25 protein-coding genes and 1 other annotated feature are annotated in these 25,174 nt (G+C 38.4%); of the genes, 9 read left to right on the top strand and 16 right to left on the bottom strand.

Annotated features, from left to right (window positions below; translation table 11 throughout):
* The first annotated feature begins 204 nt into the window (after window positions 1–204).
* Together BSO02S_RS19075 and trpS are read left to right on the top strand one after the other, a co-directional pair.
* Window positions 205–561 (top strand): DUF3899 domain-containing protein, encoded by a 357-nt coding sequence (locus BSO02S_RS19075; RefSeq protein ID WP_066071162.1) that lies wholly within the window; start codon window positions 205–207, stop codon window positions 559–561.
* 55 nt (window positions 562–616) lie between these two features.
* Window positions 617–851 (top strand) — a binding site (T-box leader).
* A 52-nt stretch (window positions 852–903) separates the two neighbouring features.
* Window positions 904–1,893, top strand: coding sequence for a tryptophan--tRNA ligase (gene trpS / locus BSO02S_RS19070; protein ID WP_066071159.1), 990 nt, complete (start codon window positions 904–906; stop codon window positions 1,891–1,893).
* Window positions 1,894–2,140: 247 nt separating this feature from the next.
* Here the strand turns inward: trpS and BSO02S_RS19065 are convergent, their stop codons facing one another.
* The 9 genes from BSO02S_RS19065 to BSO02S_RS19025 all read right to left on the bottom strand — a co-directional run bounded on the left by BSO02S_RS19065 (window position 2,141) and on the right by BSO02S_RS19025 (window position 12,286).
* Window positions 2,141–2,887, bottom strand: a complete 747-nt coding sequence (locus BSO02S_RS19065) for a YjbA family protein (RefSeq protein ID WP_066071156.1) — start codon at window positions 2,885–2,887, stop codon at window positions 2,141–2,143.
* A gap of 240 nt (window positions 2,888–3,127) precedes the next feature.
* On the bottom strand, window positions 3,128–4,039 hold the full coding sequence (gene opp4C / locus BSO02S_RS19060; RefSeq protein ID WP_066071153.1) for an oligopeptide ABC transporter permease: 912 nt from the start codon (window positions 4,037–4,039) through the stop codon (window positions 3,128–3,130).
* An 11-nt stretch (window positions 4,040–4,050) separates the two neighbouring features.
* A complete protein-coding gene (opp4B, locus tag BSO02S_RS19055) occupies window positions 4,051–5,016 on the bottom strand; it encodes an oligopeptide ABC transporter permease (RefSeq protein WP_066071150.1) in 966 nt (321 codons plus the stop codon).
* A 173-nt stretch (window positions 5,017–5,189) separates the two neighbouring features.
* Window positions 5,190–6,908: an oligopeptide ABC transporter substrate-binding protein gene (gene opp4A / locus BSO02S_RS19050; RefSeq protein ID WP_066071147.1), complete on the bottom strand. Its 1,719-nt coding sequence runs from the start codon at window positions 6,906–6,908 to the stop codon at window positions 5,190–5,192.
* 37 nt (window positions 6,909–6,945) lie between these two features.
* The gene (locus tag BSO02S_RS19045; RefSeq protein WP_066071144.1) at window positions 6,946–7,956 is read right to left on the bottom strand and encodes an ABC transporter ATP-binding protein; all 1,011 of its coding nucleotides are present in this window, start codon (window positions 7,954–7,956) and stop codon (window positions 6,946–6,948) included.
* The gene (locus tag BSO02S_RS19040) at window positions 7,956–8,978 is read right to left on the bottom strand and encodes an ABC transporter ATP-binding protein (RefSeq protein ID WP_066071141.1); all 1,023 of its coding nucleotides are present in this window, start codon (window positions 8,976–8,978) and stop codon (window positions 7,956–7,958) included. Before BSO02S_RS19040 ends, BSO02S_RS19045 begins: the two co-directional genes overlap by 1 nt.
* Window positions 8,979–9,118: 140 nt before the next feature.
* The gene (locus tag BSO02S_RS19035) at window positions 9,119–9,919 is read right to left on the bottom strand and encodes a DUF2268 domain-containing putative Zn-dependent protease (protein WP_066071135.1); all 801 of its coding nucleotides are present in this window, start codon (window positions 9,917–9,919) and stop codon (window positions 9,119–9,121) included.
* Between the two features lie 138 nt (window positions 9,920–10,057).
* Entirely contained in the window at window positions 10,058–11,296 is a 1,239-nt protein-coding gene (gene fabF / locus BSO02S_RS19030; protein ID WP_066071132.1) for a beta-ketoacyl-ACP synthase II, read from the bottom strand.
* 57 nt (window positions 11,297–11,353) lie between these two features.
* On the bottom strand, window positions 11,354–12,286 hold the full coding sequence (locus tag BSO02S_RS19025) for a beta-ketoacyl-ACP synthase III (protein ID WP_066071128.1): 933 nt from the start codon (window positions 12,284–12,286) through the stop codon (window positions 11,354–11,356).
* Window positions 12,287–12,494: 208 nt separating this feature from the next.
* On the opposite strand from BSO02S_RS19025, the gene BSO02S_RS19020 reads away from it, so the two are divergent.
* Window positions 12,495–12,734 carry a hypothetical protein gene (locus BSO02S_RS19020; protein WP_066071126.1) on the top strand — a complete coding sequence of 80 codons (240 nt, stop codon included), beginning with the start codon at window positions 12,495–12,497 and terminating at the stop codon, window positions 12,732–12,734.
* A gap of 35 nt (window positions 12,735–12,769) precedes the next feature.
* Here BSO02S_RS19020 and BSO02S_RS19015 read toward each other — a convergent pair whose 3' ends face one another.
* From BSO02S_RS19015 to BSO02S_RS19000, 4 genes are all read right to left on the bottom strand, one after another.
* Entirely contained in the window at window positions 12,770–12,961 is a 192-nt protein-coding gene (locus tag BSO02S_RS19015; protein WP_066071123.1) for a ComZ family protein, read from the bottom strand.
* A gap of 18 nt (window positions 12,962–12,979) precedes the next feature.
* On the bottom strand, window positions 12,980–13,927 hold the full coding sequence (locus BSO02S_RS19010; RefSeq protein WP_084375102.1) for a BMP family ABC transporter substrate-binding protein: 948 nt from the start codon (window positions 13,925–13,927) through the stop codon (window positions 12,980–12,982).
* Between the two features lie 216 nt (window positions 13,928–14,143).
* Complete coding sequence (locus tag BSO02S_RS19005) at window positions 14,144–14,983, bottom strand: hypothetical protein (RefSeq protein WP_066071117.1); 840 nt, start codon at window positions 14,981–14,983, stop codon at window positions 14,144–14,146.
* A gap of 80 nt (window positions 14,984–15,063) precedes the next feature.
* Window positions 15,064–15,786: a hydrolase gene (locus tag BSO02S_RS19000; RefSeq protein ID WP_066071114.1), complete on the bottom strand. Its 723-nt coding sequence runs from the start codon at window positions 15,784–15,786 to the stop codon at window positions 15,064–15,066.
* A 188-nt stretch (window positions 15,787–15,974) separates the two neighbouring features.
* Here BSO02S_RS19000 and BSO02S_RS18995 point away from each other — a divergent pair, with 188 nt between their 5' ends.
* Window positions 15,975–16,160 (top strand): YjzD family protein, encoded by a 186-nt coding sequence (locus BSO02S_RS18995; RefSeq protein WP_066071112.1) that lies wholly within the window; start codon window positions 15,975–15,977, stop codon window positions 16,158–16,160.
* Window positions 16,161–16,208: 48 nt separating this feature from the next.
* Here BSO02S_RS18995 and clpB read toward each other — a convergent pair whose 3' ends face one another.
* On the bottom strand, window positions 16,209–18,803 hold the full coding sequence (gene clpB, locus BSO02S_RS18990; protein ID WP_066071107.1) for an ATP-dependent chaperone ClpB: 2,595 nt from the start codon (window positions 18,801–18,803) through the stop codon (window positions 16,209–16,211).
* Between the two features lie 127 nt (window positions 18,804–18,930).
* Window positions 18,931–19,110, bottom strand: coding sequence for a YjzC family protein (locus BSO02S_RS18985; protein ID WP_066071104.1), 180 nt, complete (start codon window positions 19,108–19,110; stop codon window positions 18,931–18,933).
* Between the two features lie 284 nt (window positions 19,111–19,394).
* Here BSO02S_RS18985 and BSO02S_RS18980 point away from each other — a divergent pair, with 284 nt between their 5' ends.
* Window positions 19,395–20,087 (top strand): Crp/Fnr family transcriptional regulator, encoded by a 693-nt coding sequence (locus BSO02S_RS18980; protein ID WP_084375101.1) that lies wholly within the window; start codon window positions 19,395–19,397, stop codon window positions 20,085–20,087.
* A 36-nt stretch (window positions 20,088–20,123) separates the two neighbouring features.
* Here the strand turns inward: BSO02S_RS18980 and BSO02S_RS18975 are convergent, their stop codons facing one another.
* Window positions 20,124–20,852, bottom strand: a complete 729-nt coding sequence (locus BSO02S_RS18975) for a YwiC-like family protein (RefSeq protein WP_066071101.1) — start codon at window positions 20,850–20,852, stop codon at window positions 20,124–20,126.
* Between the two features lie 192 nt (window positions 20,853–21,044).
* Here BSO02S_RS18975 and BSO02S_RS18970 point away from each other — a divergent pair, with 192 nt between their 5' ends.
* Genes BSO02S_RS18970 through BSO02S_RS18955 form a run of 4 tightly spaced genes read left to right on the top strand, consistent with a single transcriptional unit; the run spans window position 21,045 to window position 25,170 of the window.
* Entirely contained in the window at window positions 21,045–22,619 is a 1,575-nt protein-coding gene (locus tag BSO02S_RS18970) for a spore germination protein (protein WP_066071099.1), read from the top strand.
* 2 nt (window positions 22,620–22,621) lie between these two features.
* A complete protein-coding gene (locus BSO02S_RS18965) occupies window positions 22,622–23,827 on the top strand; it encodes a Ger(x)C family spore germination protein (RefSeq protein ID WP_169802773.1) in 1,206 nt (401 codons plus the stop codon).
* Window positions 23,824–24,054, top strand: coding sequence for a hypothetical protein (locus BSO02S_RS18960; protein ID WP_066071093.1), 231 nt, complete (start codon window positions 23,824–23,826; stop codon window positions 24,052–24,054). The genes BSO02S_RS18965 and BSO02S_RS18960 overlap by 4 nt, the downstream gene beginning before the upstream one ends.
* A gap of 24 nt (window positions 24,055–24,078) precedes the next feature.
* The gene (locus BSO02S_RS18955; RefSeq protein WP_084375100.1) at window positions 24,079–25,170 is read left to right on the top strand and encodes a GerAB/ArcD/ProY family transporter; all 1,092 of its coding nucleotides are present in this window, start codon (window positions 24,079–24,081) and stop codon (window positions 25,168–25,170) included.
* Window positions 25,171–25,174 lie beyond the last annotated feature (4 nt).

The raw sequence follows: 25,174 nt of genomic DNA, 5'->3' as shown, positions 1-25,174 counted from the left end.
TATTATTCTGAAAAATTACTACATTCCCTATTATACAGATTTTTAAAAAATTGTACATTACTTTTTAAAAATTAATTAACAGAAAGGATACATATTTTACGTAATAATTACAATTAGTTGTGTTATAATTTTAATTTATAAAGATTTTTTTGTATAATATCTTTAGCAAAATCCCTTGTAAATCAATGTTTTGGAGGTTTTCTTGTGAATTTTCGTTTTAAAAAGAGACTGATTATTTTGGTTTTTATTCAGCTAGCAATACTTGTTACTTCTTTTATTTTCCACCATAAAATTTCTTTAGTAAGCTATATCAATATATCTTTTTACATTACATCTTTTCTACTACTCACTTCCTTATTGCTTTATACGATCCAATCTGGGTTCTATGATATCATCTCCAGGTCATTTAACCTTTTCTTTTCGAGAGGGCAAAATAAAAGAAGCTTTGAAGAAATTCCACGGCTATCTGAACTTATTACGGTTGATCAAAAACCCTTGCTGTTTTATGGCTTGTTTAATGGGCTTTTCATGGTGATTGCCCTTTTCATATATTATCTTTAACTGACTTGATAAATAATATGTACTTCAATTATAATGTGAATAATCGAATATAAGCTGTAAAGTGATGAAAAAGAGTAGTACGTATTTCCCTTCGTTTCAGAGAGTTTGTGGCTGGTGGGAACAAACACGAAAAAATACGGAATGGACTTTGGAGCTTCTTTCTGAACAAAGTAGGAGTAGACGTTTTCCTTGCGTTAAGAGGACTTTAAGTCATCTTAACGATGTCTTAGAACTGAGTGACTCTTTTACAGAGTAATTTAGGGTGGTACCGCGAACCATTCGTCCCTATCAATTTTGGGGGACGAGTGGTTTTTTTTATATATTATTAGGAGGATTTTAAAAATGAAAACAATCTTTTCAGGTATTCAACCTAGTGGAACGATTACTCTTGGCAACTATATTGGGGCATTGAAACAGTTTGTCGAGATGCAAAACGATTACAATTGCTTTTTTTGTATCGTAGATCAGCATGCTATTACCGTTCCACAGGATCCCCAGACGCTGCGCAAAAACATTAGAAGTTTAGCCGCATTATATCTTGCGGTTGGTCTAGACCCAGAAAAGGCAACATTGTTCATTCAATCAGAAGTTCCTGCCCATGCACAGGCGGGATGGATGATGCAATGCGTTTCTTATATTGGCGAATTAGAAAGAATGACCCAGTTTAAGGATAAATCGACTGGAAAAGATGCCGTTCAGGCAAGTCTTTTAACCTATCCGCCGCTTATGGCAGCAGATATCCTCTTGTATAACACGGACCTCGTCCCTGTTGGCGAGGACCAAAAGCAGCATATGGAATTAACACGGGATTTAGCAGAAAGATTTAATAAAAAATACAATGACGTTTTAACAATTCCCGAAATCAGTATTCCAAAGGTTGGAGCAAGGATTATGTCATTGCAAGAACCAACGAAGAAAATGAGCAAATCGGATCCGAATAAAAAAGCCAATATCTCACCTCTAGATGATATTAAGCAAATTGAAAAAAAAATTAAGTCTGCTGTAACAGATTCAGAAGGTATCGTTAAATTTGATAAAGAGAATAAACCGGGAATATCCAACTTGTTATCGATTTATTCTATTTTAGGTGGAAAAACAATATCGGAAATTGAGGAATTGTATCACGGGAAAGGGTATGGAGATTTTAAAGGTGATTTAGCGGAGGTTGTTGTTAATTTCTTTAAACCCATTCAGGAAAGATATTATCACTTACTGGAATCAACGGAACTCGATCGTATTTTAGATGAGGGGGCAGCAAAAGCAAATCTCGTGGCTAATAAAACCCTTAAAAAGATGGAAAATGCAATGGGACTTGGTAGAAAACGACGTTAATATTTCTTCAATCTAAACTAGTTTAAACATTAAATTTAGAGAACTGTCTAGCTCCAGCGCCCAGCGGCTAGTGGACTTCGCTCTTTTCCCTACGATAAGTCAAGCACGGATGCGCTCCGCTCTCCGTGTTTCCTTTATCTCAGTCAAAGCGCTCCAGTCCATACGCAGCTAAACGGGCGCTTCCGCTTTTCAAATAAAAAGCCTGATCCACAAAAGGTATGTAGAACACACCTTTTGGGTCAGGCTTTTAGTTTACTTTTGGGCCATGCTCCATTTCCCAGAGCTTCTCAAAAAATGGCTGGCCTTTTATTAGATTCTCACAGAATGTTTCATGCCTTTTCGACCAGCCATACTTTGTTTCTTCAAATAGCTGCTCCCAGGCGTCTTCAAAATTTAACTCCAGGATCGATGAATAATCCTCAGGACACCACTCGGTAAACCAATAGCGGACCTCTGCTTCATTATTTGATGAAAGCAATTGATCAAGGGCCATAAATAACAACTGTTTTAATTGTCGTTCTTTCCTTGTTAACCCTCTCATTAGTTCGGGTTCAGGGGAAAGAATGTGAAAATCCTTGGTTTTTGGCTGCTCGTAAAAATGATATTTATTAGCTTCATGTTGAGCAATCATTTCATAGACAAGCTGTTCCTGTCTTGGGATTAATCTGCTTTTTCGAATCGGGATATTGTAGCCAATTGTATCAACGGCTAAAATTCCTGTTCCATCTGTAACAACAAAGCAATAATCGAGCTGAACTCTTTCGTGGTTTTTCCTTAAATAGGCTTTCTGATAAATATCATCTAGAAGCTGTTGAGGTACCTCTGACAGGTCATTCTCAATATAGTTAAAAAGAATCGGCTCGACTTTTAACAGTGGCACCTGGTCTAACAGCTCCACCCCGTCATCTTTACGCCATTCATGAAAATGGCATATATTATAACCATTTTCCTCCCCTTCAAACCAATTCACCCAAACATCATGAAGATACAACATTGTACAACCCCTCACTTCAAGAAACTGTTTGTCAATCAGTATGGGCAGACCTTAGTTAAATTATTCCTTAATATATATTTTGCTCCAGTTAGAAATTAGTCCTGATATTTTATCTGAACTTGTCCATTAATTATCACTATGTATATGTGGATGTACCTTTGTTTATGTTCACTAAGTTTTGTGAAGTCTTACTGATTAATGAAGGAAAAAGAAAATCTACCATATAGGTATGGTAGATTTTTATCTTCTCGATTTAGGATTGAAAGCATCTTTTAACCCTTCACCAATGAAGTTTATCGATAAAATGGTAATGGTAATAATCAGTGCAGGCGGTACCCAAATCCAAAGTTTGAATTGAAGCACATCCGGTTCATTTGCTGAATTCAGCATATTCCCCCAACTTGGAATCTCTTGTGGTACTCCAAATCCAAGGTAACTTAAACCTGATTCAACGACAATCATTGTTGCGAATGTAATTGTCGCTTGGACAATGATTGTGGAAAGTACATTTGGCAATAAGTGTTTGACAATTATTTTAGCTGGTGAACAGCCGATGGCGATGGCCGCAGTAATATACTCATTTTCCTTTTCTGCAAGGATTTTACTACGTACAATCCGAGCAATTCCGCCCCAGCTAAGGAAACTAATAACGCCAATTAATACCCATAATCCAGATACTTTCCCAAAAAGAATCGCATTTAGAACAATAACAAACACGAGGAACGGAAAGTTTAAAATAAAGTCGGTAAATCTCATTAATAAACTATCTACTGCCCCACCGAAATAACCTGCCACAGCACCAATAAAAGTGCCGAGAAGAATAACAAATAATGTACAGCTCATTCCCACTAATAGGGAGATTCGGCCGCCGTAGAGTAATCTCGTAAAGACATCCCGACCAGCTTTATCCGTTCCGAACCAATGTTTATTAGATGGTTCTAACGCCATTTCACCAATGTTAATTCGTGTAATATCCGCTGTTGTAATATATGGGGCCAGGAAGGAAATAACTGCAACAATTAATAAAAAGATAGAGCTAATCATTGCCATTTTATTCTTAACAAATTTCTTACGGGCAAGTGCCCAAGGTGATAAACTTTTTTTCGGGGGTGTTATCATAACATTTTTTTCATTCTGTGTAACTAATTCCATTTTTTCTCCCCCTAATCTAGCCTAATTCTCGGATCTACAACACCATACAATATATCAGCAATTAAGTTACCGACTAGCGTTAAGAAGGAGAACATCATTGTCAAAGTCATTAAAACTGGATAATCCCTTGTTGAAACAGATTGTAAGAAAAGTTGTCCAAGACCAGGATATGTAAAGATTGTTTCTGTAATAATAGCACCACTGATAATGGCTACAATATCAAAACCCAAAAAGGTGATAAGAGGAATAATTGAGTTTCTTAAAATATGAACATTGTAAATCTTCTTTTCAGGTGTACCCTTTGCCCTTGCAGTACGGACATAGTCCTTCCTGCTATTTTCAATAATATCATTCCGTAAAAATTGTGTATAACTTGCAGTTGCTAATAATCCTAGAACAACTGCTGGTAAAAATACGTGATGGAGTCGGCTCATCCACCATTCGAATGTTCCGTCTGTAAGACCTATGGCGACCGAACCATTTGATGGGAACCAATCAAGCTTAAATGAAAAGAGAAAGATGGCAAAAACCCCAGCGATAAAAGCAGGTACTGACAACCCAATATAGTTTAATCCACCTATCAGATTATCCCCTAATGTGTATGGTTTTCTTCCTGAATATAAGCCCATAAAGAAAGCTAACATATAAGTAATTAAGATTGATGCAAAACCAAGCAGTAAGGTGTTTGGCAAACGTTCTCCAATAACCTCTGATACTGGTATTTTGAAACGAGTTGATTTTCCAAATTCCCCCTCCGAGAAATTACTAATCCAACGAAAATACTGTTTCGGCATTGGGTCATTATAACCTAATTTATCACGCATTTCCTGAATGTATTTTGGATTTGTATTTCTTGGATCAATTTCTCCAGTCAGTGAATCCCCTGGCATTAATTTTGCCAAGGTAAATACTACGATGGAGGTAAGGAGCAGCATTGGAATCATTCCCAATAGTCTTCGAAATGCATACTTCAACATGTGCATTCTCCTTGTCTATAAGCTATGTTAAACAGCCATTGTTTTGATGCCCCACCTTGTTCAAATGGGAGCAGGAAAGATATCATTTTCTTGCCGCATCCCATTTGAAAATCAAGATTGAGTTGGTATTTATTTAGCATTTAACATAGTCTAATACGTGTTAGTCTGGATAATTATTGTTTAATCCACCATACATTTGGACGGTTCTTACCAGATACGTCAAATGTTACACCTTGTACACGCTTGTTAACGGCCATTGTTTCTTCAAGCTCTGCGATTGGAAGTGCAGGAAGCTCTTTCATGAATAGTTTTTGCCATTGTACATATAGATCCTTACGTTTATCAAGATCTGTACCAACAACACTCATGTCAATAGCTTGATCAAGCAATTTATCACTATCAGCATTTACCCAGCGAGGGTAGTTCCAAAGTGCTTTAGAGCTCCAAAGTGGAGTTGGATCTGGATCAGAACCAGTTGACCAGCCTCCGAAGAATACTTCCATTGACTTATCAGACTTTTCAAGCATATCATAGTAAAGGTTTGCATCTGTCATTGTAAGTTTCGATTTCAATCCAACTGCTTCCCAATATTGAGTCAATGCTTTTGCACGAGTTTCAAATGTTGGGTTTGATGTTGCATAGTGGCTGAAATTAACAACAAATTTCTTGCCTTTTGGATCTTCACGGAAGCCATCGCCATCCACATCTTTATAGCCAGCCTCATCTAGCAATTGCTTAGCTTTTTCTGGATCGTAATTGAATTGCTCTAAATCTTTATTATCCGCAGCAATCCAGTGATTAGTTGGAATTGGACGGTTTACTGGTTTACCAACGCCGAAGAAGAAAGCTTTAACCCACTCTTCACGGTTAATTGCATAGTACATTGCTTCACGAAGCTTAAGGTCTTGGTACTTAGGTTCGTCAGCTACGTTCTTCTTGCCATCCCAGTTACCTAATTTGAAACCAACATAATAGTAGCTTACGCCAGGGTACTTAACTGCGTTTACATTAGGAAGTGCAGAAACTTGATCGATAATACTTGGGTGGAATGAAGTCATATCAAGTGTGTCATTTTTAAGTTCACCCACAGTTAATGAAGGATCGATAACTTTTAAATTAACCTTTTCGATATGTGGCTTACCATCAAAGTAATCATCAAAGCGTTCCATTTCAACGGACTCACCTGGTACTACTTTAACAACTTTAAATGGTCCTAAACCAACTGGCTTCGTACGAACTTGTGCAGAAGACATCATGTCTTTAACAGCAATTCCTTTGAATTCTGTACGGTTCATTGGGTATGTCCAAAGGTTTTCCAAGTTGTTTACACGAGCTTTATCAAATGTAATTTGGATGTTGTAATCATCCACAACTTTGATTCCAGTGATTTCTTTCGCTTTTCCATCATGGTAAGCTTGCGCACCATCAATATTTACTACGTTTTCAAAACGAGGACCTTCATAGTCCTTGTCAGCAACTACTTTTAAAGCGAATTCCCAGTCTTTAACGGATAATTCATCACCGTTATGCCATTTTACGCCTTTTTTGATTTCAAAGTCATAGACTTTATTATCAGTGGTTTTCCAAGAAGCGATATGCGGCTGTGCTTGTAATTTGTCATCAAATTTAATCAGGTTTTCATCAAAGAATTCCATTACTTCCGCATCAACAGCAGTACCGTAGAATGCGAAATTGTATTTACCTTCAGGTGCAGAGTCGAGCGAGTAAGTAAGCGTACCGCCATCTTGTGGTTTTTCAGCTGTTTCGCCGCTCTTAGTGCCTTCCTTTTCCTTTTCCTTAGTTCCTGCTTTTTCTCCGCTGCTGCACGCCGCTAAAAATGCCGATAGGACAAGCATTAATGCCGCTAGCATAACTATACTTTTCTTCTTCATTTGTTTCCCCCCTATAAGATTTAAACTTTTTACTTTTTTAATAAAGGTGGCAAGCTACTCGATGAGCGGGCTTCACCTCCTTTAATACAGGTTTTGATTTCGAACATTCTTCCATTGCCATTGGACAGCGCGGATGGAAGGGGCAGCCAGATGGCGGATTGATTGGGCTTGGCACATCACCCTTTAAAATAATCCGTTCCTTCTTAATCCTTGGATCAGGTGATGGAATCGCCGATATTAATGCCTGTGTATATGGGTGAAGAGGTTCGGCGTAAAGATCGTCTTTATCCGAAATCTCTACCATATTGCCTAAGTACATAACCCCTATTCGATCACTCATATGTTTCACAACGCTTAAATCATGGGCAATAAATAGAAAAGTGAGATCAAATTCTTTTTGTAAATCTTTTAAAAGATTTAATACCTGCGATTGAACAGATACGTCAAGTGCTGAAACCGGTTCATCCGCTATGATTAATTTCGGCCGTAACGCCAGCGACCTAGCAATTCCGATTCTTTGGCGCTGGCCGCCTGAAAATTCATGCGCGTACTTATAATAGGCATCAGGTGGTAAACCTACCTTATCTAACAAATCCATTACTTCTCTTTTTAGTTCATCCTTACTTTTTCTAGAGAAGTTATAAATAGGTTCCGCGATAATATCTCCAACCATCTGCATTGGATTTAATGAAGCATAAGGGTCCTGAAACACCATTTGCATATCTTTACGAATCTCGCGGAGTGATTTACCAGAAACTCTAGTAATATCTTTTCCATCAAAGAGAATATGGCCCTCTGTTGGTTTTAATAATCGTAAAATAGTCCGGCCGGCAGTAGATTTACCGCATCCCGATTCACCAACTAGTCCAAGTGTTTCCCCTCTCTTTATTTCAAACGAGATATTATCAACCGCTTTGACATTTCCAACGATCCGTTTAAAAAATCCCCCTTTAACAGGGTAATAGGTTTTAAGATTTTTAATCTCTAAGAGATTTTCAGATTGAGAGGAAGAGTTTTTTTCCTTTTTATGTACGGACACTGTACTCATTACCTTACCCCCTCCTTTGGTTTACTTGTTTCAAAGAGCAAACAGGCAACCTCATGGCCTTGTTCTACATCTTCTAGCTTTGGGGTAATGGTAAAGCATTCTGGCATTGCTTTTGGACAACGGTGCGCAAAACGACAGCCGGACTTTGGCATATTTGTCAGCGATGGAACAATACCTTGGATGGAGCTTAAGCGTTCTTCCGTTTCATCCATTTTCGGGATTGCCCCCATGAGTAAGGTCGTATATGGATGTTTAGGATTATGGAATAGCGTATCCACGTCGGTCCTTTCGACTATTCTTCCAGCATACATAACGATTACTTCATCACACATTTCCGCTATGACACCTAAATCATGTGTAATCAGAATAACAGACATATCATTGACTGATTGAATCTCCCTTAAAAGCTCCAAAATTTGTGCTTGAACTGTCACGTCAAGAGCTGTAGTTGGCTCATCAGCAATTAATAATTTGGGCTGACAGGCAATCGCAATGGCAATCATCACCCGCTGCCTCATCCCACCTGACAATTGATGCGGGTACTCATCAACAATTTTTTCAGGCCGGGAGATACCAACGCTTTTTAATAAGGCGATTGCCCTTTGCCTTGCCTCTTTTTTTGTAATCTTCATATGATTAAAAAGTACTTCCTGAAGTTGATAGCCAATGGTAAATACCGGATTTAACGAGGTCATTGGCTCTTGGAAAATCATTGAGACGTCTTTTCCACGGATTTTATTAATTTGAGACTCAGTCATTTTTTCAAGATTTATTCCATCAAAAATGACTTCACCTGATTTTATTTTCCCGATTCCTTTTGGGAGCAACTTCATTATCGATAGACTCATAACTGATTTACCACAGCCAGATTCTCCAACAACCCCAACAATTTGTCGTGGTTTTACTGTGAACGATACATTATCTACTGCATTATAATCGGTTCCTTCGATATCAAAGGCCGTCTCTAAATTTTTCACTTCGAGCAGTGGTGCCTCTTTAATCAGCGACTTTTTTGTGCTCATAGTACACCTTCTAACTTTTTAAAATTATTCTGTTAATTCGTTATATTTAAATAAAATTCTATTACAGAATTATTACAATTGCAAGACTTTATTTGATATTTTCCAATTATCATTATTCGAAAATTAAAAAAAGCCTTTAATTATCGGCTTTTTTCACTAAAATTGTTATAGTGTTTATGGAAGGTTAATGCAGGAGTAGTAAAAGAAAGTTTTGTAGAATAATTGTTGTTTTTGTAAAAATTTTCAACAATACTAAATCCTGCCGCATATCCGAGTAGATTCGGAATTCTTCCACCACCGTATAATAATTCATCATGCGCTTTTTCATGTTTTTTCTTACCTAATTGTTTTTTTAAATATTTTTCCCAAAAATTTAAAATTTCCCTTTCTGAATACATACGACACCAGTCCGCTAAATATTCCCGGCCACAATTTTTTAGGACAGCATACTCTGCTAATCCCTCAATGATAATCGAGTCGAGTAATGTGTAATCCTCTATTTTTTTATTCAGCATCCGCAGTCTGCAGACATGATGGTATTCATGAACTAAAAGTGCTTCTACCTCTTTCGAATCCTCGTAATGAGAAAGAAAGAGGAACATTTTATCCGGAAAAGATACACCTGCTTTACTTTTTACTTCTCTCATAAAAAAACCTCTTGACTGTGCTAACGGAAAAAGGAAAACCGGAATGTCTGGACCATTCCATTTTTTCTGATATTTTTGTGATATATGCTCCACTTTGTCCCATGCCTTTTGTTCAACCATTCTGTCGAGATTACTTCTTGAAGACCAGGATGGTCGATACATCCCAAAATTCAATAGTTGGTTGTAAATTTCGTTAGAGGTTTGCCCTTTAAAATAAGGCTTTAATTTTTCACAGATTTTAACAGGCCGGCCAAACTCCTCCTGTAACCATTGATCCGTTCGAATGATTCCCATTTTCTCACTCCAATTACCTTAAGTTCTCCCTCCTGACCATTTTATGATGTTTTCGAGAAGTGGTTCTTAGGATATTAGAAGCCAAGCCTTGCGAATAAAAAGGCCCGACCAGTCAAAAGTCTGGTCGAGCCCCAATTTTTATTCGTATTTTTTAAAGACAATGGTTGCGTTATGTCCACCGAAGCCAAGCGAATTACTCATCGCCGCCTTAATTTCTTTTGGACGTGCACCATTTGTCACATAATCCAAGTCGCATTCTGGATCTGGTGTTTCGTAATTAATCGTTGGCGGAACCATACTATCTTTTATCGCCAATACGGTGAAGATTGCCTCAACCCCTCCAGCAGCACCTAAAAGATGGCCTGTCATCGATTTCGTTGAGCTAATCGCTAATTTATATGCATGTTCGCCAAATACTTCCTTAACTGCGAGTGTTTCAAATTTATCATTATATTCGGTACTTGTACCATGGGCATTTACATAATCGATTTCCTCAGGTTTTAACCCGCCATCATTAATCGCCATTTTCATTGCACGGGCACCGCCTTCACCGCCAGGTGCTGGTGCGGTAATATGATAAGCATCCCCAGTTGCCCCGTAACCAACGATTTCAGCATAAATCTTGGCACCACGCGCCAAAGCATGCTCTAGTTCTTCCAAGATAACAATTCCAGCACCCTCGCCAATAACAAAACCATCACGGTTTTTATCAAATGGCCTGCTTGCCGTTTGTGGGTCTGGATTTGTTGAAAGAGCTGTATTCGCACAAAAACCAGCGACAGACATCTTTGTGATTGGGGCTTCGGCTCCGCCGGTGACCATTGCATCTGCATCACCGCGCTGAATGACTTTAAAAGCATCCCCAATTGAATTTGTTCCTGTTGCACAGGCTGTAACGGTACAAGAATTGAAGCCTCTTGCTCCAAGTGTGATTGACACTTGACCTGTTGCCATATCTGGAATTAGCATCGGTACAAAGAATGGGCTTACGCGCTTGTACCCTCTTTTTTGAAAAATCTCAAACTGCTGCTCAAATGTTTCCATCCCGCCAATACCAGAGCCAATCCACACACCTACGCGATGAGAATTTTCATCATTAATTGTTAAATTTGCATCCTTCACAGCCATAATGGCAGATGCAACGGCAAATTGTGTAAATCGGTCCATTTTTCGAGCATCTTTTCTTTCCATAAAATCTTCCGGATTAAAGTCCGTTGCTTCTGCCGCTACCTTTGCTGGATACTCATCTGCATTGACCCTTGTCATCGGCCCAATCCCTGATTTCCCTTCAAGAATGCCTTTCCAGGTAGTTTCAGCATCATTCCCAAGTGGTGTCACCGCACCGATGCCGGTTACAACTACACGTCGCTTTTCCATGTTATCTATCTCCTTTACGTCCTACTATTCCTTGTTTTCTTTAAAAAAGCTATCTGTTTACTTACCCCAGCGGATTGCAATTGCCCCCCAGGTTAAGCCCCCTCCAAATCCTACCATAACAATAAGGTCATCATCTTTAATTTTCCCTGCTTCCAATTCTTCGACAATTGAAATTGGTATCGATGCAGAAGATGTATTGCCGTATTTTTGAACTGTTTTGGACATTTTTTCAGGAGGGAGCTCCAATCTTTGTCTGGATGCTTCCATGATGCGAATATTGGCTTGATGTGGAATAAGAAAATCGACATCCTCTTTTGTTAAGCCCGCCTTTTCAAGAACATTGACACAGCTCTCACCCATTTGCCGTACCGCAAATTTGAATACTTCTCGTCCATTCATAATAATATATTCATCTTGATACAAATGTTTTGCGCCTGTACCATCTGCACCGAGTTCAAAGGATAAAATCCCCCGCCCTTCAGATACGGGGCCAATTATTACCGCTCCTGCTCCGTCCCCAAATAATACGGCGGTATTACGGTCATTCCAATCTGTAATTTTTGATAGCTTTTCTACCCCAACCACAAGAACATTTTTATAAACACCAGACTCAATAAATTGTTTGGCTGTAATGATTCCATACATGAAGCCTGCACAGGCCGCACTAACATCCATGGCGGCAGCTTTAGTTGCACCTAATCTTTCTTGGATCCTGCAGGCAACGGATGGAAACGGCGTATCAGGTGTAACCGTCGCGACTAAAATTAAATCAATCTCTTCGGCGGTAATCCCTGCATGATGAATCGCTTTTTGCGCAGCATTAAATGCCATATCTGATGTGTTAACATCATCAGCAGCAATTCTTCTTTCTTCAATACCTGTTCTCGTGCGAATCCATTCATCAGAGGTATCCATCACTTTTTCTAAATCCTGATTGGTGACAATTTTTTCAGGTAAATACCTGCCAATCCCGACAATGCCAGCTCTCACAAGTTTCATCTCCTTTAGTTTTGACGAAATTCACTATATCCTAAAGATTATTATCAATTATTATGACTTGGTACTAATTTTATCAAATGGAACCCTATTTAAGCAACTTTTTCTTCCTAAATAACATCCGCTAATGTACATTCCTTTTATTCATTTATTCATATTCTAACTTAAGGAGATATTTAGAACGAAAGGAGCTGTAATAAAAATGGAAGAGCAGCATATTGAAAAGCATGAGTATCAAGATCGATTCACAAGTTTTATGTTTGGGGGAAGAGGAGACTATCAGCAGAAGGAGCAGCACGAGGAACCTATAATCAAACAGCCGACTATTAATTATGAGGAACTTATGGTGAACATTGATACATTAATGGAATCGTTACAGGGTTTCAAACCATTATTTAAAAAGGTTTATCCTTTTATTGAGCAATTTTGGAAGAAGAAATAAGCTGCCACATTTTTAGCGGCAGCTTATTTCTTCTTTTATAGTTCCACCTTAGCATCTTCTAAACCAAGCTCATAAGCGTCTTGCATGACCTTTGTAAAGAGATTCATAAACGGCTCAATCAGCTCCATCGATAATTCAACGCCAGCTTTATCCAATTGCTCTTTAGCCTCTGGTAAGTATTTCAGTGCAATCTGCATAAATTGTAATGATTTATCTTGACTGTTCATATGTACTCCTTCAAATTTTTATTTTGGCAGCTTTCCTGTTTCTTTATAATTTTCAATTCGTTTATTCATCACTTGAATAAATTCTTTGTTAACAAGAGGACTATATTTACCAAGCGAAATCACATTGTCCTGAAAATCAAAGGAAAGGTTCCCAGATTTAAGTTTCTCATTGTTGTATTGCTCAGCAACCTTTTCATATAAAGTATCCACCTGTTGGATTGTGCTTGTTAAAACAGTGGATTCTCCTAAATCAGATTGGTCGGAAACATAGCCAATGACATAAAAGCCTTGTTCCTTTACCCTTTCAATAACAGGTACATTAAAGCCATCACCAGCCGGATAAATGACATCGACACCCTTCTCCATCATGTGATTGGCCAATTGTACTGCCTTTTTTTCATCATCCCAATTTCCAACGTATTCTATACTGACATCTGCACTTTTATCTTCAGCCATTACTCCCTGATAGAAGCCTTCAATTTCCGGTTGCCATTCATAAGCAGCTAAAACACCTACTTTATGTTCTTTCGACATATGGGCGGCAACCATCCCGCCAAAAAAGCCCATAGCATGCGCTTTAAAATTCAAACTTGTCGTGTTTACATTTTTTGCATCACCATTAAAACTGACAAAATGGATTTTAGGATAGTCTTTTGAAATATTATTAAAGTATTCAGCGTATTCCGAGCCGTGACCAAAGATAAGATTTACGCCTTTTTGATCAAACTCTTTAACAGCACGTTCGACAACGGATTCTGAATTCATTCCTTCTTTATAAAAAACATCGACATTGAATTTTGATTGTATTTTTAACATGCCTTTAAAGCCCTTTGTTCCCCAAACTTGGTCATTGACTGTTTCAGGCACTAACAAGCCGACTTTTTGTAATTTACCTGCAGAGTCTGCCTCCCCGCATGCCCCAAGGAAAAAAAAACATAAAAGAATGATTCCTAAACGGTTTAGCATTCCATGCATCTCCTTATACAGCTGCTATTTCTACAACACGTTTCTTTTTTAAAATAATAAAAGTTTAAAATATCACGCGTTCAGGATGGAATCCTTTTTTATATTTATTCTAACCTTTGAACAATAAAATGAAAAGACAAATTTCCTGCACTTCCACTATCTGTATATTATTAATTCTATTCCCATTCAAATAACCATTGGTATTTATGCAATATTCTACATACGATTTGCTATCATATTTTGAAATTGTTCCACCTGTTTTGTAAATGAATCCTCGATTGCTAATACTGGATTTACTGAAACTTTAACAATGTGCTGATCAACTTGTATTGATTCACTGCGATTTATATTCACATGATTCCCATCCACATTTAGGTATGCCGCACATTTGAACCAGTGATTCTTTCTGCCGCTTTCTAGCAGATAACTCCCGGGCTTCCCAGATTCAATGATTTCACAAATAGATTCTGCGGCATCGTCAATAAACAGGGTATCGTTGGTCCATTCCCTATCCCCAATGGTCATATCCGCCTTTTGGAATTTTGATGAAATGGCTTGTTGAAATAGAAATACAGACGGCTGCCATGGTCCGTAAATACTAGGCAGATAGAATAAGCGGGTATTCTTCACCAATCCCTTAACATTATCTATAAAACCTTCCAACCTTCTTTCCTTAAAGGTTCTGCTAAGCATTTGAATTGGGAGAATAAACGCTAAATCCGTATTATTTTCATTTCGTTCGATATAGTGAATAATTGCTTTCATCACCGCTCCATTTTCTATAAGTGTTTCTTTTTTCAGCATATAAAGATCATATATTGAAAAAATAAGCATTGTTTTACCGTTATCCTGATCCTGATTGTTCCCCCACATGATTAACGATTGTTCTGAAAAATTTGCATTTCGACCAACTTCGAGCCTCTTGTCTGCTAGAAAATCTGTTTTATCTTTTTCTTCTATATGAATGCCATTGACCTCAAATCCCTTATTAAGCAAGGTTTTGCAAACATGAAAACTAACGAAGTCGAAAGCACCAAAAATAACAGCCTTGTCCATAAAATATCCCTCCCCTAAACTAACCTTAATGAATCCTATGCGCTTCGCTAAGGAAATATTTCTGTTTGGGGAGATGCTGATTAGAGGATTGCTTCATGACTGTTAAAAAACTTCACCATAATTTTTCCAAGCTGCTGCTTTTTTTCCGGGAGAATAAAGGTAGGATTTATCTCTAAATTGGCAATTATTTGTTGATATAATTTGGACTGGTTATAGGACTTTCCCCCCGAAAGGACATGAATAATCTTAACCGGAATGCCGAATTTTAGATTGATGAAATCCTCCATAGCAAAAATATTATTTTCGAGTGTCTTTTGATCGACCTGATGTGCTGCCACTAATTCCCTCAATAATTTTTTGTAAAAGAATTTATGCTCCTTTTCTTGTTCAAGATGATGCTTTAAGGAAAGAATAGGATTTAAAAGAACAACCGACCGAATATTCCCTTTCATATTTTCCATTAATTTTACGGCAGCCAGTGCACCCATCCCCTCGGCTAAAATATGAATTTTATGGTTCAGTATTTCACTGCGTATCACATGTTGGTATAACCTTTCCGCTAGCTCGACTGCGATTTTGCTCCCCCAGTTTCGCCCATATAGATTTGAGGAAAAAATGGTGTACCCTTTTTCTTTAAGCTCACTGACAATCGCCAGTTTTCCTTCATTTTGTGTCCAGAAGCATTTGCTCTCGTCTACAAAATGCCTCTCATCTCCGATTATTAAGATCCCAAATCCGGTGGGCTTTTCAGGGTAATGTATAATATTCCATTGGGCATCCATCTGAAAATTACGATTTTCCATCGATAAATCTCCTTTTACATATTTCCTCACCTTATCGTATGCCGCACTCAAAAAGATGAAAGGGAGGTTAGCCCATTTTTGTATTCGAATAATTTTATCTCTTTTGTGAATTATCGATTAAGCGTTTATTATTTTGAAAACATATGATAATATGAATAAAGATGTAAAATAGTTAGAGGTGAAAATTAGTGCGATTCTTTTGGACTTTTTTATGGTCATTTCTTTTAGTGCAAATGCTTTCATATGTAGTTAGTTCAATGACACCGGGTGCAACATTTGAATTTATTCCTGGTGCTATAGTTTCAGTTGGAGTAACGATTTTAATTTTCATTGCTTCCGCTGTAATTCCAAACGAGCCGGCAGTAAAACATTAAGTGAAAGATAAAAAAGTCATCCATTCGTAAATGGATGACTTTTTTATATTATAGTATCTTTAATGCTACTTCTCCATTTTCCGCTGTTATTTCCACTTTTGACTGGTCATGCAACTTGCCCGCAATAATTTCACGGGCCAGCTTCGTTTCAATATTTCGTTGGATAAATCGCTTCAATGGTCTTGCACCATAAACAGGGTCAAATCCGTTAACAGCGATCAATTCCTTTGCTTCCTCATTAATAAAAATATCAATATGCTGATGCTTTAACCGATTCTGAAGCTCCCTCATCATTTTGGCAACAATATTCTTAATTTCCGCTAATGATAATGGTTTAAAGAGGATGGTTTCATCAATTCGATTTAAAAATTCAGGACGGAAATGGCCCCTTAATTGACTCATTACTTTTTCCCTTACAGCTTTTGAAATTTCAATTTCATTTTCACTGAGCTCAAGTAAGAAATGTGACCCAATATTGGAAGTCATAATAATCACCGTATTTTTGAAGTCAACTACCCGCCCTTGTGAATCCGTAATCCTTCCATCATCAAGTGCTTGTAAAAGGATATTAAAAACCTCGGGGTGTGCTTTTTCAATTTCATCCAATAAAATCACTGAATAAGGTTTTCGTCTTACTGCTTCCGTTAATTGTCCCCCTTCTTCATAGCCCACATAGCCTGGAGGAGCACCAATCAAGCGGGAAACCGCATGCTTCTCCATATATTCTGACATATCAATTCGAATAATCTGTTCTTCGCTGTCAAATAAAGACTCTGCCAAGGCTTTCGCAAGTTCTGTTTTCCCAACACCTGTCGGACCTAAAAATAAAAAGGAACCAATCGGTCTGTTCGGATCTTTTATTCCTGCTCGTGCCCTTAAAACAGCATCTGACACCAGATTGACTGCTTCATTCTGGCCGATTACACGTTCATGCAAAATAGATTCCAGTTTTAACAGCTTTTCCCGCTCACCTTCAACTAATTTGGAGAGTGGGATTCCTGTCCATCTTGAAATAATATTGGCTATCTCTTCACCTGTTACTTCCTCACGAAGCATCCGTTCTTCCCTAGCAGTTGCCGTTTCAAGCTCCTTAAGTTCCTTTTCGGCTAATGGTATTTGGCCATGGCGAAGCTCTGCCGCCCGGTTTAAGTCGTATTTATCCTCCGCCAGCTGGAGTTCTTGCCGGAGTTTTTCAATTCGCTCCCTTTTTTCCTGCAATTTCTGAATACTTTGTTTCTCTTGAAGCCATTTCGCCTTCATGGCATTGGACGTTTCTTTTAAATCGGCAAGTTCTTTCATGAGCGCTTCAAGCCTTTTTTTACTCCCTTCATCACTCTCTTTTCTTAAAGCGGCTTCTTCGATTTCAAGCTGCATAACCCTGCGTGTCACCTCATCGAGTTCAGTCGGCATCGAATCAATTTCAGTGCGTATAAGGGCGCATGCTTCGTCAACAAGATCGATAGCTTTATCTGGCAGAAATCGATCAGTGATGTAGCGGTCAGATAAAGTTGCTGCGGTCACCAAGGCATGGTCATGAATTTTCACCCCGTGATGAACCTCGTAACGTTCTTTCAAGCCCCTTAGAATAGAGATGGTATCTTCTACGTTTGGTTCTTGAACAAGTACTTGCTGGAATCGGCGCTCAAGGGCGGGGTCCTTTTCAATATATTTGCGATGCTCATCAAGTGTTGTCGCTCCAATACAATGCAATTCACCGCGGGCAAGCATCGGTTTTAGCATATTGCCTGCATCCATCGCACCTTCCGTTTTCCCAGCCCCGACAATCGTGTGAATTTCATCAATAAAAAGCAAGATTTGCCCCTCGCTTTTTTTTATTTCATTTAATACAGCCTTCAATCTTTCCTCAAATTCTCCTCTGAATTTTGCCCCTGCTATTAACGCACTCATATCCAAGGAGAAAATTGTTTTATCCTTCAATCCTTCCGGAACATCTTTTCTGACAATCCTTTGGGCAAGTCCTTCCACTATCGCCGTTTTCCCTACCCCGGGTTCACCGATTAAAACAGGATTATTCTTTGTCTTCCTTGATAAAATCCGGATCACATTACGTATTTCCGTATCCCTGCCAATAACCGGATCCATTTTACCAGCTTTTACTTCGGAAACGAGATCTCTGCCGTATTTTTTAAGGGCATCGTATCCTGCTTCAGGATTTTGTGATGTCACTCTTTGGTTCCCCCTTATTTCTTTAATTGCATGTAAAATAAGTTCTGGTTGTTTCCCATTCGTTCGTAATATCTTTCTCATCTCTGAATCATTCGCGAAAGATGCAGCTAACAAAACATGCTCAACCGAAAGGTACTCATCAGAAAACTTAGCCGCATATTCCTCCGCACTGACCAGTAACTTTTGCAGCTTTGCAGTGATATAAAGCTTGCCTTGCTCTACACCACTCCCGGTTACTTGGGCCTTTTTTGCAAGAGCGTCAGTAAGGTCCTGTTTAATCTTTTCAGAAGGCATTCCTGCTTTTTCTAGGATTGCAGTAATGAGGCTATCCTCCTGGTCCATTAGCGATAAAAATAAATGAGGTTCATCAATCTCTTGATGATTCCTTTTAACCGCCTGCGACTGGGCATCCATCAAGCCGTTTTGCAGCCGTTCCGTCATTCGGTTTAAGTCCATATTTACTCACGCTCCATCTTTGACCATTTTTGACCTATTTACTCTTATTATAAAACAACCCCTGATTAAAAGTAAAATTAGAATCGAAAAAAGCCATCCTGTTTGGATGACTTTTCTCTTTCAAAGATTATGGCTTTCGCTGATACGTCCAAACACGTTCATCATTTGATGTTTCAGGAAAGGGATCTCCTGCTTTAAGGTTTATTTTTTTGGGATTGTTCACATTGCTTCCTGTATCACCAACTTCAACATACACTCCATTATTAGGTGCCTTTTTTCCTGATTTAAACTGTCGATTTTGCCCCATTCTTATCCCTCCTTATCTTCTACATATTTATTATTACCTTTTTACTGACGGCCACTATTGGAATTTATTACAAATATCCTTACTCGTCGACAGTATTTCCTAAGAAATAAACGAAGAATGTTTGGCTTTTTGACGATTGTATGAACTTATCGTACATTTATTGATAATTATTCAGTGTTAACAATATAATTATAGTAATATCCTGTAAATCCAACCTTGACTGTTAATTATTTGTTAAAATCAAATTAGCGATTGATTTCGCACCTTTAAAGGTGGTTATAAGTATGCAGTCAGTAAAAGCACTGCCAATAACATTGTCCCATCTATTTGATACCGTTCACCATATGAAGAAAATAGAAAAGGGCACATTTCTATTTCAAGAAGGATCCGTTGCTGATGAATTATATATCGTTCAAAGCGGCATCCTTCAAATCAGCAAAATTATTCCTGACGGAAGGGAGCTTACATTAAGAATGTGCTCCCGTGGTGATTTTGTCGGTGAATTAAACTTATTTTCACCTTCCTCAAGATACTTATTAAGTGCGCGTGTTGTCGAAAGTGGAGAAGTGGCAGTAATTATGAAAGATACACTGGAAGAAAAGCTTTCACAAAATTTACCACTTTCGTTTGAGTTCATCCAGTGGATGAGCCTGCAATATCGGAAAACACAAACCAGGTTTCGTGATTTAGTGCTTCACGGAAAAAAAGGGGCCTTATACTCCACACTCATTCGAATTACCAATAGTTATGGCATTAGAACAAATAAAGGTGTATTAATTGAATTACCCTTAACAAATCAGGAGTTAGCCAATTTCTGCGGCACCTCCCGTGAGGTAGTAAATCGCTTACTGAGCGACCTAAGAAAAGCTGGTGTCATTTCGATTGATAAGGGAACGATTACGATTCATGATTTAGGGTACTTAAAAAGGGAAATCGATTGCGAGGATTGTCCAACCGAAATATGTAAGGTTGATTAGCAATTTCTACGAAAAAAAAGCCGATATCGGCTTTTTTTATTTGTGTAAAATTATTTGGATTGCAATGATTACGAAGAACAGACCTGAGTTTATGATTTCGTAAATGCCGATTTGTTTTGGTGATAGCTTCTTTCCGTAAAAAAGAATCGCTCTAAGCAGGCTCGGGATAAAGGCGAGAGCTGCAATCCAAAACCCGCCTATGAACCAAGAAAGAACGAGCACAGAATGGTACCCCCATGAAATCCATTTTAACTTTGTATTCTTCTTTTCCCTAATCATGGATTTCACATAAAAGGTACAGCCAATAAAAAATAGTACTGATGTAATAAAGGTAAAAATAAGTGCTGTTGCGATCACATTACCCTCATATAAATAACTGCTGGCCAAGCCGGCTATCGAAAAAGCGAAGATAGCACTAATATCATTCATAAAGGCACGGTCTTGATTTTTGGAAGTATAGTAAGCATTGATCATAAAAAACGGCATCATCAAAAGTCCAAAATAAAAAAGGCTGGGTCTTGCTGCTAATGGGATGCCTAATAGCAATAATGCGGGTACCATATAAATAAGCGTCCACTTTGTATAAAAGGGGATTTTTTTCTTTTTAAATAAGAGGAGCATCGGATAAGTTGCCAAATACAATAAGAGCCAGCCCATAAAAAACGGGATATGCTGCCATAAAAAACCCCCATTGATGACCCCAAACCAAAAAGGGATGATCAGCATTGCCCAAGCACCATGTTGTTTAGGTAAAAATAATTTCATCTTCGTCACTCCTTATTCCTATCTGCCTTTAATATAAGGTAGCGATGCAGAAAAAAAAGTGAAACATATCACATAATGACACCTACAATTGTGAAGAAATTTCATCTCTTTCTTTTAGTCATCTACAAAATTCTCATAATCCCGCTTTTTTTGGAAAGAATAACCTTGATTATTAATAAGGGGATCCTGCTGATGAATTATTTTAAGCATAGAAAAAGTAAAGGATACCGTTTTCCAAGCCAGCAAATAACAGAAACACTATCTAAATTACCCAACATACCAATCAATCTGGGTTTGAATCAAAATATCCAAATACTAAAATCAGCTTATACCGATTGCTCTGATGTCGTATTTCGTGAATTTACCATCGGTGCTCGGACAAAAGCTGCTCTCATTTATATCGATGGGCTTTCAAATACTCAGGAAATTGATCAACAGGTTCTCATGCCACTCGTTCAGTTGGAAAGCTTTGATCCAGAAACATCGATTGAAAATGTTAGTAAGAAATTAGCTGTTTCTGATGTTTTGGTAATCAACACCATTACTGATGTTATTAAACAAATTTCAATTGGAAACCCCGTGATTCTTATTAACAATAAAATAAAAGGAATTTCTATAGGTTTACCAAAGTGGGAGAAACGGGGAATCGAGGATCCGGTGGCCGAATCTGTAATTCGCGGTCCGAGGGAAGGTTTTGTGGAAACATTAAGAGTAAATACTTCCCTTTTACGAAGAAAAATTCGCCATCCCGCCTTAAAAATGAAACAAATGACAATCGGTAAGTTCACAGAAACGCAAGTAATCATTGCTTATATTGAAGGGATTGCAAGCAATACATTAATAAAAGAAGTGACAAATCGGTTAGAACGAATTGAAATCGATGGAATTTTGGAAAGCGGGTATATAGAGGAAATGATTGAGGATGACCCTTTTTCTCCTTTCCCGCAAGTATTATCAACAGAACGGCCGGATGTTGCTGCCTCCAGCCTTTTAGAAGGACGGGTTGTCATATTGATTGATGGGACTCCTTTCACCCTTATCGCTCCATGTACGTTCGCAAGTTTGTTACAAGCACCAGAAGATTACTACAACCGTTTTTTAATAAGTACATTCATCCGCTGGCTGCGTTATTTATTCTTTTTTATCGCATTGCTCGCTCCATCAGCATATGTTGCTATTCTTACGTACCACCAAGAAATGGTCCCATCATCTCTCCTCTTAACCATTGCCCAAAGCCGTGAGCAAATTCCATTCCCGGCATTGATTGAAGCATTCATTATGGAAATCACTTTTGAGGCATTACGCGAAGCGGGTATAAGACTACCGAAACAAGTAGGTGCTGCAGTTAGTATCGTTGGCGCACTTGTCATAGGACAAGCCGCAACCACGGCTGGTCTTGTTTCATCAGCGATGGTAATGGTGGTGGCGATTACGGGTGTCGCCTCGTTTTTACTACCAAGATACGCTGCAGGAATTTCGATTCGGATGCTGCGCTTTCCGATCATGATATTATCCGGAATATTAGGTTTATTAGGTGTTATGCTTGGGATTATCGCTATTGTCGTACATCTCTGCACCATACGTTCTTTCGGTGTTCCGTATTTAAATTCAATGGCCCCACTTAAGATTCACAATTTAAAGGATGTACTCATTCGCGCCCCTTGGTGGGCAATGAACACTCGTCCAGAATCCACATCTATTGAATTAGGGAACCTGCAAAGGCAGCCTCATGATCAGAAACCCGGTCCAAGTAAAGGTGGTGATTAATGATGGGCTTTTTTAGACGGAGGAAGAAAAAATATATTTCCCTAGTCCTTCTTCTTTGCCTCATAATACTATTGCTTGCCGGATGCTGGGATCGTACTGAGGTAAATGACTTAGCAATCATTTTGGCAACTGGTGTTGATCAAAGTAAAAAGGAGGAGATTGAACTGTCCGTCCAAGTATTTATACCAAAGCCGGCAGAGAGCGGACAACAAGAAGGGGTGTCAAGCGGAAATAATAGTAGTCAAACCTTAGTCCGATCAGCCAAAGGTGTAACTATTGCTGATGCGATGTCCAGGCTCCAAGAGAAGCTTACAAGGCGGATTTTCTGGGGACAAAACGAAGTGCTAATTATCGGTGAGAAATTAGCGGAAAAAGGAATTGGGGATCATATTGATTTTTGGATGGGGCATACGGAGCCTCGCGAACGTGCTGATGTTTTTGTTTCTATGGACTCTGCAAAAGAAGTTTTGGAGTCGATGCCTGAGTTGGAGCGGGACTCTGCTAAACAGCTTCGCAAATTGGTCGACTCACAAATAGGTGTAAAAGTAACTGTAAAAAGTTTGTCGGAAATGTTAACAGGGGATGCTGGTGCCGCCGTCATTCCTTGGGTTGCAAAAATGTCACCGTCCAATTTGGCTGTTAACAAGGGGAAGAACATTCCATTCATTAAAGGGGCAGCCGTATTGAGAGGAGATAAGATGGTCGGGAGACTGAGCGATAAAGAAACTAGAGGGATTCTTTGGCCGAGAAATGAAGCGAAATCAGGGATTATTACGATTTCTTTAAAAGACGAAAAGGCCTTTGTGTCATTAAATTTGTTAAGAAGCCATAACCAGTTGATTCCTAAGATTTCAAACGGAAACTGGAGCATCAAGGTTAAGACAGATGCAGATCTAGAAGTTATTCAAAATACAACAAGTCTTAATTTGTTAAATCTAAAGTCATCAAAAAAACTAAAACGTATGGTTGTTCAAGTAATTGAGGAAAGAGAGAGATTGGCTTTATCAAAAGCACAGAAAAAAATGAATGCTGATATATTTGGCTTTGCAGCAGCGTTCCAACGGGATTATCCAGGTACATGGAAAAAGAAGAAAAACGAATGGAGCGAAATATTCCGAAAAGTAGACGTTACATTCGAAACAAAGGTAAATATTAGAAGAACGGGTTTATCCAATGAGAAAGCAAAAAAAGGTGGGAGAGAAAGATGAAGTGGGGAGGGATATTGGGAATAACGGCTCTTTTGATGCTTATCATTTTATATGAATGGCCGAAACTGAAGAAAAATATACGGAAAGTACAGGTAGTATTTTTTACATTAATCACGATTGGATGGGTGCTTGCTATTTTACTCGTTTTATTCCCTAACATGCCTGGACCAAGCCAATTAATTGACTTTATCTTCAAACCAATCGGCAGATATTGGGAAATTAGTTAGTATCTTATAAAGGAATGAAGCGAAATGATTGAAAAAGGGAAAATTTCCTCCTTCCAAATGGCACTAATTATGTACGCGGTCGTTGTGGCCACGGCCATTCTTTATATTCCATTTATTACCGCACAACAGGCAAAACGTGATCTATGGCTTTCGCCCATTTGGGCTGCTTTAAGCGGTTTTTTGATTGTTTATATTATTACTAAACTCTATAAACTTTACCCGAACAAGACACTTGTCGAATATAGTGAACTCATTCTTGGTCGTACCTTCGGGAAGATCATCGGGTTCATCTTCTTATTCTTCCTTTTATATGATACGGCCATAGCTTTTAGGGAGTATGGGGAATTCGTCGAAAGTGCCTTTTTGCATAAAACTCCGATAGTTGTTGTTACAGGAGGTATTGCACTAACTTGTGCTTTTGCTGTCCATGGGGGCATAGAAGTATTAGGGAGGAGTGCTACTGTTTTCTTGCCAATTGTCTTGGTTCTTTACGTAATGATCTATTTATTCCTAATTCCCGATCTGAACGTAAAAAATATGTTTCCAATCATGGAGGATGGCTGGATACCTTCTGTTAAAGGATCTCTAGCACCACATGCTTGGTTAAGTCAATTTTCGTTATTGTCCTTCCTGCTTCCTCTTTTATCGGACGAAAAGAAAGCGATGAAATGGAGTATATTGTCTGTAATTGTGAGTGTCCTGACAATGGTATATATCAATCTTGGGAATATATTTTTATTTGGGGGAATTATTACCAGTACTCAATTTCCAGCGTTTCAAGCGGCGAGATATATTAGCATTGGATCATTTTTTGAACATGTCGAGTCAATTGTCATAGCCGTTTGGGTTCTTGGTGGTTTTGTACAGCTATCGGCGTTTTTTTATATGCTTGTTCTTGGAACTTCACAATGGCTGAAATTGCCAAGTTATAAGCCAATTATCTTACCATTTGGTTTTTTAATTATTCTTTTCTCTATTTGGTCAGCGTCCTCATTTCAAGAAATGATTCATGGTATGGGGACAACCACACCTTTTTATTTTATTTCCATTCAGCTGCTCATTCCTTTGTTACTTTTATTTGTCGCAGTCATCAGAAAAAAACTTAGAAAGGTATAAGAAC

Source organism: Neobacillus soli NBRC 102451, assembly GCF_001591665.1.
Lineage (GTDB): Bacteria > Bacillota > Bacilli > Bacillales > Cytobacillaceae > Neobacillus > Neobacillus soli.
This window is presented reverse-complemented; position numbering and strand designations above follow the sequence as displayed.